This window comes from Paraburkholderia sp. SOS3 (assembly GCF_001922345.1).
Classification (GTDB): Bacteria; Pseudomonadota; Gammaproteobacteria; order Burkholderiales; family Burkholderiaceae; genus Paraburkholderia.
The window spans coordinates 1,182,872-1,197,582 of record NZ_CP018811.1 but is presented as its reverse complement, the minus strand read 5'-3'; the positions used below and the strand labels follow the sequence as shown (position 1 = coordinate 1,197,582).

Genomic DNA, 14,711 nt, shown 5'->3' with positions numbered 1-14,711 from the left:
ACCTTGATCGTCACGCAGTGAACCAAGGGAGACGTCGTCATGGCCTTCAACGCGGAAATTGTCGTCGTCGTAATCGCTGCCGGTCTGTTTTGCGGCTTTCTCAATGCAGTCGCCTCCTCAGGCTCCGCTGTATCGCTGCCTGTACTTCTGACGATTGGTCTGCATGCCACCGTTGCCAATGCAACCAATCGCATACCGGTTCTGGTCGGATCGCTTGCCGCAACGGTGGGGCTCGCGCGCAGCGGCGCCATACCGTGGCGTCCCGCGCTGATCGCCGCCGCTCCGCTGACATTGGGCTCGGTGCTCGGCGCTCTCGCAAGCGAATATCTGCCTGGTCACGACCTGCGCAAGGTCATTGTGGGCGCGGTGATCGCCGCGCTGATCCTGATCCTGACGAAGCTCAAGAATCTGCTCAACGCAGGCGGCACGCGCGAGGTCAGACTCGACTACAAGCCGATCTTTCTGCTGTTCGTCGTCGGAATCTGGGCGGGTTTGATCGTGCTCGACTCCGGCACATACATCTTGCTCGTGCTCGTACTCTCGTGCGGATTCGATCTCGTCGAAGCGAATGCCATCAGAAACTTCGCCACACTGATGGCGGCTCTGGCCGCGACGCTCGTGTTCGCCGGGCACCAAAGCATCGACTGGACGGTTGGCGGCTTGATGGCATTCGGCAGCCTCGTCGGTGGCGCGTTAGGCGCGCGCCTGGCGATTTCCCGGCAGGCGCGACGCTGGATCGTCATCCTGCTGGTCGTCGTGATCGTATGCGAGTTGCTCCATCTGATCGTGCCGATTCGCTGGCTCGATAAACGGGTCGTGCCCGCCATCGACGCCTACTGCGGTCAATGCTGGACACGTTGATTCGCAAAGGGCCCTTCCTTAAAACTTCCACGCAGACCGGCCTGAAATCGCGTTGTCGTGCGAGATGCGACGAACCGGTAGCGGTGGGAGATGCGCAACGTCGAACGCCCTGATCGGTCGCGCGACCGCATACGTTCACACAAATACAGGCACAATTGCCGACGATTCGTGTCTCCCTCTCTAAAAACGCTGCTTGGGCCGACCGCCGATGCATTACGCGACCTGGACGAAGCGCGCTCGCGCGCTATTCATCGATTCAATATGGTGGACAGTCATTGCCCTGTTCGTCCCCCTCGGACCTTCGCTCGACGACCTGATGGCCACGAGTAATCCCGGCGCGTCTCTGCTCATATGGATGCTAGTGGGCCAATGCATTCCGATACTCGTGACCGGCGTTCTTTGGGCGGTATGGGGCACGTCGCCGGGAAAGCGCGCGACGCGGCTACGCATTGTCGACGCCGACACGGGGCGGCCCATGACGGTGAAGCAAGCCACGTTGCGCACGCTCGGCTATCTGCTGACGTTCGCCCTGTGTGGGGCGGGCTTTCTCTGGGTACTGTTCAATGCGAGGAAGCAGGCCTTGCATGACCGGCTGGCTAATACGGTTGTCGTTGACGACGCTGTTTAAGACGACTGGTTGCCAGCGGATATCACACCGCCAGCCCATCGCTTGCGGTCGAAGCGGGCGTTGACCTATGGTTGGCCTCATTACGCGCCGTGCTTGCGAGCAATGCGTGAATCTGCTCGGCTACGAGTCCCGCCCAGTGACGATACTGTGCGGGTCCCGGGTGGAATCCATCCTGCGCCATGTCTTCGGGGCGCGCGGCCCACTCGAGCGAGACATAGCGCGCCATTCGATCTCGTTCGGTCCAATCGCGCAACGCCCGATCTAACCGGATCGCACAGCGGCCCAAATACCAGCGCAGCGGATGAGGTGCAGCAGGAAGGATTCTCAGCGGCGGCAGGCCCGTCACCACGAGGCCGAGTGCGCCAGTGCGTCTGCGCAGCGTATCCACGAGCAGAACGTAGTCGCGCAAGAACTGAATTGAATTGCGCTGCGACGTGACGTCATTCGTGCCGAGCGCTGTGACCAGGTAGTCAGCCGCATCGAGATCGCTATGCGCCAGTAGTTCTAGCGCCTCGCTAGTGTTGACGCCGGACCTGGCGACCAATTGCCAGGCCACCGATCTTCCCGTCATCGACGCCAGAAGCTTTGCTACGGGCTGTGCCAATGCTTCAGCCTGGTTGGTCACTCCGACACCCGCCGCCGACGAGTCACCGACAACCAGGATGCGTAGCGGCTCTGTGACGCAATCGCGTCCCGTCTCGATGCCGCTGCGCGGGCCAGAAGCTTCAGGCAAGCGCAATGCTGTCCGTCGCAACCAGCGAGCCTGCATCAGTAGAATGGGGCCGAGGGCCACCTTGTACAGGTTCAGCATACGGTTGTACCGCGGGCAATAGTGAGCAAGTTCAACATGGTCGACTAAAAAGACGCTACGCCGTTTCGGCGAGAAAAGTGATAGCAGCAGCAATACCGCCTTTGGCGCGCAAAAACTTGCGATGCGCCAGGCGAATCAACGAGATACGCGCGACAAACTAACCGATGGGATGCGTGACGTCTATTGGACGATTCTTAGCTTCTCTAAGCCAAGTCAAGAATTTCGTCGAACATGTGGTTGACGCGACTGACAATGTATATACATTGCGCAGCGAACCAATCGTGACGCCACCCTCCGGCGACACACTTCCTCGCAAACCGCATCATATGTATAGACACATTTTTTTGAAGCTGCTACCTTGCGTCTGCTGATCGGCGGCAGGGCATCAGGCCACGTTGCCCTTCTCGACGGCTTTGCCATCGAATCCCTCGACACAACGGAGCGGCCGGGAATGGTCCATTCATCAGTGAGCAGCAGGCGGGCATGGATGATCGTCGTGCTCGTCTTCCTGTTCATGCTTGTCAATTTTGCCGACAAGGCAGTGGTAGGGTTGTCAAGCACCGCCATCATCAAGGAACTGCATCTCACGCACGCGCAGTTCGGCGCGCTCGGCAGCGCCTTTTTCCTGCTGTTTTCCATTTCGGGCGTCGTCGTCGGCTTTCTCGCCAATCGCGTCACCACGCGCAGCATCATGCTGTGCATGAGCATCATCTGGGCGCTCGCGCTGCTGCCGATGGCCGGCACCGTCAGCTACGCCGTCATGCTCGGCAGCCGCGTCATCCTGGGCGCCGCGGAAGGCCCCGCATTCCCCGTTGCGCTGCACGCCGTCTACAAGTGGTTCGGCGACAAGCGCCGAGCCGTGCCGACCAGCGTCGTCGCATGCGGCGCCGCATTCGGCACCGGCGTCGTCGCGCCGCTCATCACATGGATCATCGAACATTACAGTTGGCATGCGGCTTTCGGCACGTTGGCCGCCGTCGGCGCGGTATGGGCGCTCGCCTGGGCGCTGCTCGGCGAGGACGGCCCGCTCGACGCGCCCGCCGGCCAGCCCGATGCGCCCGCGCGAGTGCCGTACCGCCAGCTCATTCTTAGCCGCACCGCGATCGGCGTATTTATCGCAGGCTTTGCCGCCTACTGGATGATCGCGCTGAACATCGTGTGGCTCGCCAACTATCTGATCAAGGCGGTTCGCCTCGAGCCATCGTCCGCGGCGTGGATCATCACCCTGCCCTCCATCATGCAGATGGCGCTTGCACCCTGCCTCGCCTATGTTTCGCAAACGCTGTCGAAAGCCGGCTATTCGAGCCGCGTGTCGCGCGCGGCCCCCGGCTGCGCGTGCGTCGCGATCGCGGGCATTGCCGCCATAAGCTTCGCGATCGTGCCGCCCGGCATCGCGAAGATCCTGCTGATCGGCCTCGCGTTTTCAACAGGCAGCGTGATTTTCACGCTCGGTTCGACGCTGATCGGCGAGATCTCGCCGGCCTCGCAGCGCGGCGCGATGCTCGGCATCACGAATTCGATCCACACGCTCGCGGGTCTCGTCGCGCCGCTTGCGATGGGCATGATCGTCGACGTCGGAGCCGATCCCGTCGACGGATTCCGCACGGGCTACCTCTACGCCGGCGCGCTCGTCGCGGTATTGGGACTCGCCGCGCTCGCCCTGATCCATCCGGAGGCCGACCTCGCGCGCTTCAAGGCATCGGCCACCGGGAACGTGCCCGACGCAGCGAACACATCGACTGCGAGATAAACCGACACAAACACGCGCGTGGCGCCTGTCCGCTACCGCATTTCAACCGCCGGCCGGGCGGAACGATTCAACCGGAGACACTTCTTCATGCAATCCATCAACCTGACCTATCTGAATCGGCAGGACGTCGAACAGCTCGCGCTGACCAATGACGAAATTCTCGCCGCCGTCGAGTCCGCGCTCCACGCGCAGGGCAACCGGCAAACGGTGATCGAACCGCGCATGCACCTGATTCCGCGCGACTCCGCGGAAGGCCACTTCAATGTGCTGCGCGGCGTGATTCATCCGCTCGGCCTTGCCGGCGTAAAGGTGGTCGGCGACTTCGTCGACAACTACAAACACGATCTGCCGTCCGAACTCGCGGTGTTGAACCTGTTCGATCCGCAAACCGGCGTGCCGAAAGCGATCCTCGACGCGACCTCGATTACCGACATGCGCACCGGCGCGATGACGGCGCTCGGCGCAAAACATCTCGCGCGCGCGGACAGCAAGGTGCTCGCTCATATCGGTGCGCGCGGCACGTCGTACTGGAACGTACGCCTGCTCGACCATCTGTACGACTTCGACGAAATCCGCGTTCACTCGCGCCGCGAAGAAAGCCGCACCGCATTTGCAGAGCGTCTGTCGCGCGACCTCGGCAAGCCCGTCAAGGTCACCGCCGACTGGGAATCGTGCGTGCGCGATGCCGATATCGTCGTCGAAGCGTCGCGTCTGCCCAAGCCGCAACCGATGCTGAAAACCGAATGGATCAAGCGCGGCGCGTTCGTCGTGCCGTACGGCACGATGAGCGCGGTCGAGCTCTCGCTGACCGACATCATGAGCAAGATGGTCGTCGACGATTGGGGCCAATGCCGCAAAGGCCTCCCCTTCGGCGCGCTGCGCGAACACGTCGACAGCGGCCGGCTCTCGGAAGAAACGCTGCATGCGGAACTCGGCGAAATCGTGGCGGGCAAAAAACCCGGCCGCGAAAACGACGACGAAACCATCCTGTTCTGGCATCGCGGCCTGAGCCTTAGCGATATCGGGCTAGGTCACGCGATGCTCGAAAAGGCAAAACGGCTCGACATCGGCCAGACCTTGAAGTTCGCCTGAGCGTTCTGCTGGAAAACCGTGCGCCGCGCGGGCGCACGCTTTTTTTACGGTGGGCGCGATAACGCCCGCCTCGCCGAAGTATCGAATCAACGCTATACAATCGTGATCCCGTGCATCGCGAATGCCACACACCATGACCAAGAAGTCCCACACGTCCACGCCCGCTTACCAGCAACTGAAGGAGCATGTGCTCCATATGATCGAAGCGGAGAAGTGGCGCGGCGGCGATATGATTCCCCCGGAAGAGCAACTGGCAAAAGAATTCGGGCTCTCCCGCATGACGGTCAACCGCGCGATGCGCGAGCTCGTGACGGAGCGCGTGCTGATGCGCATTCGCGGCAGCGGCACCTATGTGGCCGATACGCGTTACCAGTCCACGCTGATCGAAGTGCGCAGCATCGCCGAAGAGATCAAGAGCCGCGGCGACAAGTACTCGAGCAAGCTGCTGATGCTGCAGCAAACCGACGACCCCGCCGTGCTGCAGGCGCTCGAACTGCCGCCCGATGGCCCCGCCTATCATTCCCGCATTGTGCATTTCGAGAACGATGTGCCGATTCAGCTTGAAGACCGCCATGTGAACGGCCTCGTGTTCCCCGAATACATCGACCAGAAGTTCGATCGTGAAACACCGAACGAGTACATGACCGGCATCGCCCCCGCACAAGGCGTCGAGTACTGGGTGACGGCGCGCCAGGCGCCCGCGTTCGTGAGGCAGGCGTTGAAGATGGCAATCGGCGAACCGTGCCTCGTGCTGCATCGGCGCACGCGCGTGCGCGGCAAGATCGCCACGGACGTCGTGCTCTGGCATCCCGCCAGCCGCTATCAGCTCAGCGGCAAGTTCTAGCCGCTTCGCGCGGCGCCGTGCAACGCGGGCCGCGCGTTCTTCCTGCTCACGCAAGCTGTCAGATCAACACATCCCGCCCAGGCCGCTGTCAGCCCAGCCACCTTACCGGACGCTTGACGTCCGTCCGTCGCGCTTCACCGGCCTCGATTTGTATAAACAACACAAACGGCCGGTTCGACCTCTCCACGTTTGCGCAGTGCGCGCAACCTCGCATGCGACGCACGAAAACGCCTTGTAATCTGGATCAATTCTGAATCGCATCGGTCTCCGTACCGAACGCACGACGTGCGATTTTTATTTTTGACAGGGTTGCTTAGCTTTGTATATACATATACCTTTAGTCCTGCCGATGTGATTGACGAAGCCGCAAGCGCGCCGGCGAAAACAAAAGACCACCGATAAGCTGACCAAGGGTTAATCATGTTCACCTCAATTCGCCGCGGGGTTGGTGCGGCGCTGATACTTGCTGCGCTGCAGGCGCATGCGACCGTGGCGCTGGACGGCAAATCAGCCACGCCGGAAATCATCGCCAGCATCGCAGCGGGCGAGAACGTCGAAATCACGCCGGAAGCGGCGAAGCGCGTCGATGCAAGCCACGAACTGCTGCTTCAGGCGGCCGTGCAGGGGCAACGCATTTACGGACTCACGGTAGGCGTCGGTCTCAACAAGGACCGGCAAATGGTCGACGCGCAGGGCAAGCTGACGCCGGAAGTGATCGAGGCGTCGAAGGTCTTCAATGCGGCGCTGCTGCATGCGCATTCGGCCGGCGTCGGCCCGGACATGGATGTGCGGACCGCGCGCGCGGCGATGGCCACGCGGCTCAACCAGATGCTCGTGGGCGGGTCGGGCGTGCAGTTATCGGTTGCACAGAAGTACGAGCAGTTTCTCAATGCGGGTATCACGCCGGTAATGCCCACCGTCGGCTCGGTCGGCGAAGCGGATATCACGATCCTCGCCCACATCGGTCTCACGATGATGGGTGAAGGCGATGTCTATTACCACGGGCAAAAGATGCCGGCCGCGGCGGCGCTGCAAGCAGCAGGCATCGCGCCGATCCGTCCGTGGGGAAAAGACGCGCTCGGCATCCTGAGCTCGAATGCGTACGCAACGGGCATGGCGTCGCTCGCGCTCGTCGATCTGCATCAATTGCAGCGCGTCGAAAAGCTCGTGTACGCGGTCAGCCTGCAAGGGTTGAACGGCAACGTGTCTCCGTTCCTCGAAGACTCGCTCGCGCTGCATCCGTATCCGCATGTCGAGAAAGTCGGCGCCGAATTGCGCGGCATGCTGGCCGGCAGCAGCCTTTGGCAGCGCGATGACGCGCGCGCGTTGCAAGATCCGCTCAGCTTTCGCGATGCGCCGTATCTGCTGGCCGAAATCGATCGCAGCTACGACGAAGACCGGCGTCTGATCGAGATCCAGTTGAACTCGTCGGACGACAACCCCGGTGTCGCGTTGGGCGTAAAGCCTCACAGCGACCTGTATCAGGCGAAACGCAGCTACCTGAAGGCCGGCAAGCTCTACGGCGCGATTCTGCCCAACGCGAACTTCGAACCGCTGCCCTTCGTGCTGTCGTTCGAGGAAACGGGGCTTGCACTGGCTCATGCGTCGCTCGCGTCGGCGCAGCGCGTGATCAAGCTCAACGATCCGCGCTTCACGCATCTGAGCCGCTTCCTCGGCACCGATCACACGTTGCATGCCTTCGGCGCGATGGAGAAACCGCCTCTTGCGCTCGCCGAGGCGAACAAGGCGCTGGCGATGCCCGTTTCGATGGACTATTTGCCCGCCGCGGGCGACATCGAGGACATCGCGACCAACGCGCCGGTCGTGATCGAGCGTGTGCGCAAGCAGATCGACAACTCGTTCCAGTTGCTCGGCATCGAGTTGATTTCGTCGGCGCAGGCGGTCGAGTTGCGCCAGAAGTCGGCCGGCGGATACACGCTTGCGCCTGACACGCAGAAGCTCTTTGATGCATTGCGCCAGGTCGTGCCGTTTCGCGACGACGATCGCCCCTTTACCCCAGAGTTCCAGGCAGCCGCGCAGCTGCTGATGCAGTACCGCAATTGATTGGCGCGAGACGCGCGGCATATGTTGTCTGGCCGCGCGTCGAACACGGTGATGGATGGAAATTCCGTCTGCCGGTTCGCACTGATTGATTCGGTATCCCAACTGGAATTCCGAATCTGAAATCCGCAATCTGGATCACAACGGCGGTGACTGTCGTCACGCCGTCGCTGCCGCACGTCTTTTAACGACGACACACGACGAAGGGAATGAAAATGAAGAAAAGGTGGTTGGCGGCGCTGATGGCCGCAGGATCGGTGACGGCCCATGCACAGAGCAGCGTCACGCTATACGGCATTATCGACGAAGGGGTGCAGTTCAATACCAACGCGAAGAACGTCGTGAACGGCGTCAACGTTGGCGGCCGACAGCTCACGCTCGATTCGATCAACGGTCTGAACGGCAGCCGCTGGGGCATTCGCGGCGCCGAAGACCTGGGCGGACATCTCGCTGCGATCTTCGACATCCAGGGCGGCATCAACGCGAACACCGGCGCATTCGCGCAGGGCGGCACACCGTTCGGGCGCACCACGTATGTCGGCCTGAACAGCCTCGACTACGGCGCCGTCACGCTGGGGCGGCAGTACGACCTCGTCGTCGGTTTTGTCCAGCCGGTGACGAGCACCGGTTATATCGGCGGATCGACCACCTTCGGCCATCCAGTCGACCTCGACAATCTGGTCAACACGCTGCGCGTGAATAACAGCATCAAGTATGTGAGCCCGAATCTGCACGGCTTCATCTTCGGCGCGGAAGCGAGTCTTGGCGGGCAGCCGGGCAACGTGACCGGCGGCAGCGGCTATTCGTTCGGTGCATCGTATTCGAACGGCCCCCTGACGGTCGGCGCGGGCTTCAACTTCTTCAAGAATCCGACGGGCAGCACGGCAGGCACGGGCCTGTTCACCGACAACGTGAACGGCGCGAACTCGTTGAGCGGCACGATGAACAGCAATTACGTCACCGCGAGCTCGTACCAGGTCGCGGCGATTGGCGCCACCTATGCGATCGGGCCGGCGATCATCGGGTTGACGTATTCGAACACGCAGTACGGGAACGTTGCGTCGCTCGGCGGCGTGTCGCCGAAATTCAACGACCTCGAAGCAGGCTTGCGCTGGCAGTTCGCGCCGTCGTTCTTCACCGGCATTGCGTATAACTACACGAGCAGCACGGGCGTCGAAGCTCACGGCGTCTCGCTTGGCGACCAGCACTATCATCAGGTGGCCGTGCTCGCGGACTACTTCATCTCGAAGCGGACTGACGTGTATTTCACCGGGGCCATCCAGCTGGCCTCGGGCGTCAGTTCGACGGGCGGCGCGGCGGCGGCGAATATCGGCGGTCTCGGCGATTCGTCGAACGACCGTCAGGCTGTGCTGCGTCTTGCGTTGCGCCACAAGTTCTGAAGACGGGTTTAAGGACGTCGGCCACTCGGGCGATGGTGACGGCTCGAGGCCGATGTCCTTGCGCGACGGCGGCTTGGGGCAACGCTCGCGGCAATCGTGTTTGAAGCAGCGCGTATGCACAGCTGACGCAATCGTCATGTTACGGTGCGATTCAGACTTTGCGATTCCGCACGCGAGCCGCAGACAGAGGCACCGCTGCGCGAGATCCAGTAACCGCGCCGCGACGGCTCTTGCGCGGCGTTTCGACGGCTGCAGACGGAAAATACAGCGTAAACGTCGTCGCGCCAGCGGCGCTTACGACGTCGACCTTTCCCCGGTGCAATTCCATGATCGACTTCACGATCGCAAGGCCAAGGCCCATATTCCTTGCCGATCCCTGCCGCGCGGCATTGACGCGGTAAAAGCGATCGAAGATCTTGCCGATATGCTCGGGGGCGATGATCGGGCCATCGTTCGTCACGGACACGGCCGTATGGTCACCGGCCCGGCACGCGCATAGCACGATGTACGATTCGGCGTTGCCGTACTCGAGCGCGTTCGATACGAGATTGCTGACGGCGCGGCGGAACATGGTCGGATCGGCGTGGACACGCGCCGCGCCTTTAACGACAAAGCGGATTCCCTTGTTATCGGCAATCGCTTCGAAGTAAGACATAAGCCGCGCGAATTCGCTCGCGCAATCGAGCTCAACGGGCTTCAACGGCTCTTCCGCATGATCGACTCGCGCAAGGAACAGCATCGTTTCGATCATGCGCTGCAGCCGTTCGCACTCTTCGATATTCGAATCGATCAGCGCTTCGTATTCTTCAGTGCTGCGCTCGCGCGATAGCGTGATCTGCGACGAGCTGATGATGTTGGCAAGCGGCGTGCGCATGTCGTGCGCAAGGTCCGATGAGAACTGCGAGAGGCGAGCGAAGGCGCGCTCGAGCCTGTCCAGCATGCGGTTAACCGGCACCGCGATATCGTGGAGCTCGACCGGGCCGCCGCCGATCTCGAGTCGCTCACCGAGGTTATGTGCCTCGATTCGCGAAATATGCTGGCCGATCGATTTGACGGGCGTCAAGCCTCGTCTTGCGATCGCATAGCCGAGCAGCCCCATCAGGATCGAGCCGCCGAGCAACACCATCCATACGTCGCCGCGATACTCGTTCAACACCGCATATCGCGCGGCGGCTTCGTGCGCGAGCAGAACGCGAATTTTTTCGTTAGACGGCAGCGTCTCGTCACCGAACACGCAGCGCGCCGGCCCGACCGTTGGCGGATCGCACGAATAGGGCTGGTTTGCGGCTGGATTGTCGGGACCCACCGAGGTGAAGTGCTGTCGCGACCCCGCGGATTCGGCCAATACGTTGCCGCCCGCATCGAGAATCGCGAACTTGATGGCGGGATGCGTAAGCAGCTCTTCCTGAAACAACGTGCCGTTCCGGGCTACGCCCTGCGTCGAGCCAAAGCTGCGCGCTTCGCGGCGGAATTCGCCGAGCTTCACCGAGATCTCGCTATCGTCGCGCTGCCTCAACTGGCGCGAAAGCGCGTGGTACAGCAGCCCTCCGGCGAGCGACAACACCACGCTCGCTACGATCGTAAAGGCGACGGTCAGGCGCCTGAGCAACGAATAGCTTTCATTCGCCGCCCTCACGACCGTTCCTCCATCACATACCCCATGCCGCGCACCGTATGCAGCAGCTTCTTTCCGAATGGATTGTCGATCTTCGCGCGCAAGCGCTTGACGGCCACTTCGACGACATTGGTGTCGCTGTCGAAATTCATGTCCCACACTTGCGAGGTCACAAATGCACGCGTAAGCACTTCGCCTTGACGCTCCGCGAACAACTTCAGAAGCGAGAATTCCTGAGCCGTCAATTCGATGCGCGCATTGGCGCGACGCACGCGGCGTTTGAGGAGATCGATTTCCAGATCGCCGACGGTAAGAAGCGTGTCGACCGAATGCGCGGGCCTGCGCAACAGCGCGCGAATGCGCGCAAGAAATTCGGCATAGGCGAAAGGCTTCGAAAGGTAGTCGTCTGCTCCGGACTCGAGACCGACCACTTTGTCTTCGACGGAGTCGCGCGCGGTTAGCAACAGGACAGGTGTGCCCTTCTGCTCGCGCAGGCGCTTGAGCACCTCAAGCCCATCGAGCTCCGGAAGCATGAGGTCGAGCACGATCGCGTCGTAATTCTCGTGGAGCGCGAGAAACAGGCCGTCTTTGCCGTCGGCCGCCATATCGACGCGATAGCTTGCCTCCATCAATCCCTTGCGGAGGTACGAAGCCATCTTCGGCTCGTCTTCGACAATCAGGATTCGCATGCTGAGAGGCAACCTTCGACAAACCACGGACGGAGGCCATGATAACCGACGCTGACAGATGCTGCTTGCGATCGCGAACATTGCCTATGCAGCGCAGATCGAAACGAATGGCCGCCTTGACGAAGATGTCAAAAAAGACATTTTCCAGCCATCTTCCGATCAGTTACCGCCGTCCAGAATCAGCGACGCAGGTTCGACGAAGCCGGCACTCGATCTCGAGTGCATCGACCGATAAGCAATTAGCACGGTCTACAGAATATTTTCTTCGATGCGAGATGGCATGCCGTCATTGGCTTGTCAGCTTCGCGATTCTAGCCTGCTCATCGCAACTTCCCCCCTATCAATCCCATAGACACTTTCAACATGCGCTTTGCCGGAATCAGTACGAGAATGCCGCAAAGCATTCGCGCGCATCTCCCCCTTCTCGCAACGGGGTGCCTGACGCTGCAATTGCCGGTGCTAGTGCTCGTTTTCATTTTCCGGGTTCCGCAAACCGTGTTCGATACGGCTTCCTTTCGCGGCATCGCGTTGCTGTATCTGGTTTGCTTCGTCCTTGCCCGCAAGCGTGCGGCAGGGTTCGGCAGATCGACCGTGCGCGTTGCGCGCGATATCAACACCGCTCCGTGTGATCGAAGCGAGTTCAACCATGAAACAGACAGGTGAAAAATTGAAAGCAAATCATCGTGAACGCAACGATAGAGCAGCGCTCGGCAAGCGTGGTTTCGTATCGCTCAAACGCGTCACCGTATCGGTCGTCATGTCGTTGGTCGCCACTTCACCGCTTTACGCGGCGACGCTCACGCGCGATACGGGCGCACCGGTCGGCGACAACGAGAATTCGCAAACGGCCGGTCCTGAGGGTCCGGTGCTGCTGCAAGACTCCGCGCTGATCGAGAAGCTGCAGCGCTTCGATCGCGAGCGCATTCCCGAACGCGTGGTGCATGCGCGCGGCACGGGCGCATTCGGCGAATTCGTTCCGACCGCCGACATCTCCGACCTGACCAAAGCGGTGGTCTTCGCGCCGGGCACGAAGACACCCGTGTTCGTGCGCTTCTCGACCGTGATGGGCTACCGCGGCTCGCCCGAGCAGGCGCGCGACCCGCGCGGCTTTGCGGTGAAGTTCTACACGCAGCAAGGCAACTGGGACATGGTCGGCATCAACTGGCCCGTGTTCTTTATCCGCGACGGCATCAAGTTCCCCGACTTCGTTCATGCGAACAAGCCGAGCGCGGTAACCGGTGTGGCCGATCCGAATCTTGCGTTCGATTTCTTCGCCAATACGCCCGAAGCAACGCACATGTTGACGCGACTCTATACCGACGAGGGCATGCCCGATTCTTATCGCCATATGGACGGCTTTGGCGTTCATGCGTTCAAGTTCGTCAATGCAAAGGGCGAAGTGCATTACGTGAAATTCCACTGGAAAAGCCTGCAGGGCGTTCACGGCATTCGCCCGCAAGACATTGCAGCATCGATCGGGCATGACTGGAACCTGAATACCGATGATCTCTACGCCGCCTTGAAGGCCGGCAACGATCCGAAGTGGGATCTCTACATTCAGGTATTGAAACCGGAAGACCTGAACAAGTTCGCGTACGACGCACTCGACGATACGAAGGTCTGGGATGGCGTGCCCGAACGCAAGATCGGCACGATGACATTGAACCGTATACCGGACAACTACTTCGAATCGACCGAGGAATCGGCCTTCGCGCCGTCGCGTCTCGTTCCCGGCATCGAGCCGTCGGAAGACCGCATGTTGCAGGACCGTCTGTTTGCATATGCCGATACGCAGATGTACCGGCTTGGCGCGAACTACATGGACTTGCCGATCAACCGTCCGATCGTTCCTGTCACGAACAACAACCAGGACGGCAAGATGAACATGGGGGACCGCAAGGGCGAGGTCAACTATGAGCCGTCGACGATGAACGAAATCGCGCAAGACTCGCAATACAAGTCGACGAGGACGCGACTGAGCGGCACGACGCAGCAGGAAGCGATTCACAAGAAGATGATGTTCGGTCAGGCGGGCGAGTACTACCGCAGCCTGTCGGCGCAGGACAAGGCCGATCTGATTACCGCGTTGTCGGGTGACCTTGGCCGCGTGACGAACGAGCACAACGAATACACGATGCTGTCGTACTTCTACAAGGCCGATGCCGACTACGGCACTCGTCTTGCGAATGCGCTGCACGCGAACCTGCAGCAAGTGCAGTCGCTTGCCTCGAAGCTCAGCGACAACTGATCCAGCGTGCGGGCGGCGCGCCTGCCGCCCGCTGCTGTCCTCGCACGTGTCATGCGTGCGTGCCCGCACCCGAAGAAGACAACGATGTTCTCCCGATACTCTTTTCGCGCGACACGTTCGGCCGTGGCCGGCGTTATGCTTGCCGCGGCGATCGCGACGACGGCTGGCTGCGTACATTTGCCCGACAAACCGGCCTATACCAAAGCGGATCCCGTTGCCTTGCGGCAATACGATGGCGACTGGTTCGACGCAGCGCGCGTCGGCCGCATCGATCTTCTGAAAGGCTTGCTCGATGCCGGTTATCCGATCGATGCGGCCGATAGCCACGGCTACACGGCGGTGATTCTCGCGGCCTACGACCACCAGCCGGCGGCGCTCGATTTTTTGCTGTCGTCGGGCGCGAACGCATGCATAGGCGATCGTCATGGCAACACGGCGCTGATGGGCGCGCTATTCAAAGGCGAGACTGCCATTGCGCGCCGGTTGCTGAACGCGCACTGCCCGATCGATCAGACCAACGGCGCGGGCGAAACCGCGCTAGGTTTCGCGACGCTGTTTAACCGGCTCGACATGATTCCGCTACTCGTGAGCGCCGGCGCGGATCCGAATCACGTCGACGGACGCGGCCAGTCGCTGCTGCAGATCGCGCTGTCGCACGACAGCGACGACGCAGCGAACGCGCTGCGCACCGCGGGCGCCACGCGATAAGCGA

General features: G+C 61.2%; 14 protein-coding genes. 11 read left to right on the top strand and 3 right to left on the bottom strand.

Annotated elements, in window-relative coordinates:
* Positions 1 to 39: 39 nt before the first annotated feature.
* On the top strand, positions 40 to 861 hold the full coding sequence (locus BTO02_RS05495) for a sulfite exporter TauE/SafE family protein (RefSeq protein ID WP_075156179.1): 822 nt from the start codon (positions 40 to 42) through the stop codon (positions 859 to 861).
* A 208-nt stretch (positions 862 to 1,069) separates the two neighbouring features.
* Positions 1,070 to 1,489 carry an RDD family protein gene (locus tag BTO02_RS05490; RefSeq protein WP_075158618.1) on the top strand — a complete coding sequence of 140 codons (420 nt, stop codon included), beginning with the start codon at positions 1,070 to 1,072 and terminating at the stop codon, positions 1,487 to 1,489.
* 22 nt (positions 1,490 to 1,511) lie between these two features.
* On the opposite strand, the gene BTO02_RS05485 is transcribed toward BTO02_RS05490, so the two are convergent.
* Positions 1,512 to 2,393 (bottom strand): SGNH/GDSL hydrolase family protein, encoded by an 882-nt coding sequence (locus BTO02_RS05485; protein ID WP_232243458.1) that lies wholly within the window; start codon positions 2,391 to 2,393, stop codon positions 1,512 to 1,514.
* A gap of 358 nt (positions 2,394 to 2,751) precedes the next feature.
* Between BTO02_RS05485 and BTO02_RS05480 the strand changes: the two genes are divergently transcribed.
* The 5 genes from BTO02_RS05480 (at position 2,752) to BTO02_RS05460 (ending at position 9,447) form a co-directional block, all read left to right on the top strand.
* A complete protein-coding gene (locus BTO02_RS05480) occupies positions 2,752 to 4,050 on the top strand; it encodes an MFS transporter (protein WP_075158617.1) in 1,299 nt (432 codons plus the stop codon).
* Positions 4,051 to 4,137: 87 nt separating this feature from the next.
* Positions 4,138 to 5,142, top strand: coding sequence for an ornithine cyclodeaminase family protein (locus BTO02_RS05475; RefSeq protein WP_075156177.1), 1,005 nt, complete (start codon positions 4,138 to 4,140; stop codon positions 5,140 to 5,142).
* A gap of 133 nt (positions 5,143 to 5,275) precedes the next feature.
* Entirely contained in the window at positions 5,276 to 5,986 is a 711-nt protein-coding gene (locus BTO02_RS05470) for a UTRA domain-containing protein (RefSeq protein WP_075156176.1), read from the top strand.
* Positions 5,987 to 6,406: 420 nt separating this feature from the next.
* The gene (locus BTO02_RS05465) at positions 6,407 to 8,050 is read left to right on the top strand and encodes an HAL/PAL/TAL family ammonia-lyase (RefSeq protein WP_075156175.1); all 1,644 of its coding nucleotides are present in this window, start codon (positions 6,407 to 6,409) and stop codon (positions 8,048 to 8,050) included.
* A gap of 212 nt (positions 8,051 to 8,262) precedes the next feature.
* A complete protein-coding gene (locus BTO02_RS05460; protein WP_332262258.1) occupies positions 8,263 to 9,447 on the top strand; it encodes a porin in 1,185 nt (394 codons plus the stop codon).
* 151 nt (positions 9,448 to 9,598) lie between these two features.
* Here BTO02_RS05460 and BTO02_RS05455 read toward each other — a convergent pair whose 3' ends face one another.
* Complete coding sequence (locus BTO02_RS05455; RefSeq protein ID WP_075156173.1) at positions 9,599 to 11,083, bottom strand: heavy metal sensor histidine kinase; 1,485 nt, start codon at positions 11,081 to 11,083, stop codon at positions 9,599 to 9,601.
* Positions 11,080 to 11,751, bottom strand: coding sequence for a heavy metal response regulator transcription factor (locus BTO02_RS05450; RefSeq protein ID WP_075156172.1), 672 nt, complete (start codon positions 11,749 to 11,751; stop codon positions 11,080 to 11,082). Before BTO02_RS05450 ends, BTO02_RS05455 begins: the two co-directional genes overlap by 4 nt.
* A gap of 58 nt (positions 11,752 to 11,809) precedes the next feature.
* Here BTO02_RS05450 and BTO02_RS34130 point away from each other — a divergent pair, with 58 nt between their 5' ends.
* From BTO02_RS34130 to BTO02_RS05435, 4 genes are all read left to right on the top strand, one after another.
* Positions 11,810 to 11,986 (top strand): hypothetical protein, encoded by a 177-nt coding sequence (locus BTO02_RS34130; RefSeq protein ID WP_156883752.1) that lies wholly within the window; start codon positions 11,810 to 11,812, stop codon positions 11,984 to 11,986.
* Positions 11,987 to 12,141: 155 nt separating this feature from the next.
* A complete protein-coding gene (locus tag BTO02_RS34125) occupies positions 12,142 to 12,414 on the top strand; it encodes a hypothetical protein (protein ID WP_156883751.1) in 273 nt (90 codons plus the stop codon).
* Between the two features lie 94 nt (positions 12,415 to 12,508).
* A complete protein-coding gene (locus BTO02_RS05440) occupies positions 12,509 to 13,999 on the top strand; it encodes a catalase (RefSeq protein ID WP_075158616.1) in 1,491 nt (496 codons plus the stop codon).
* Positions 14,000 to 14,083: 84 nt separating this feature from the next.
* On the top strand, positions 14,084 to 14,707 hold the full coding sequence (locus tag BTO02_RS05435; protein ID WP_075156170.1) for an ankyrin repeat domain-containing protein: 624 nt from the start codon (positions 14,084 to 14,086) through the stop codon (positions 14,705 to 14,707).
* Positions 14,708 to 14,711 lie beyond the last annotated feature (4 nt).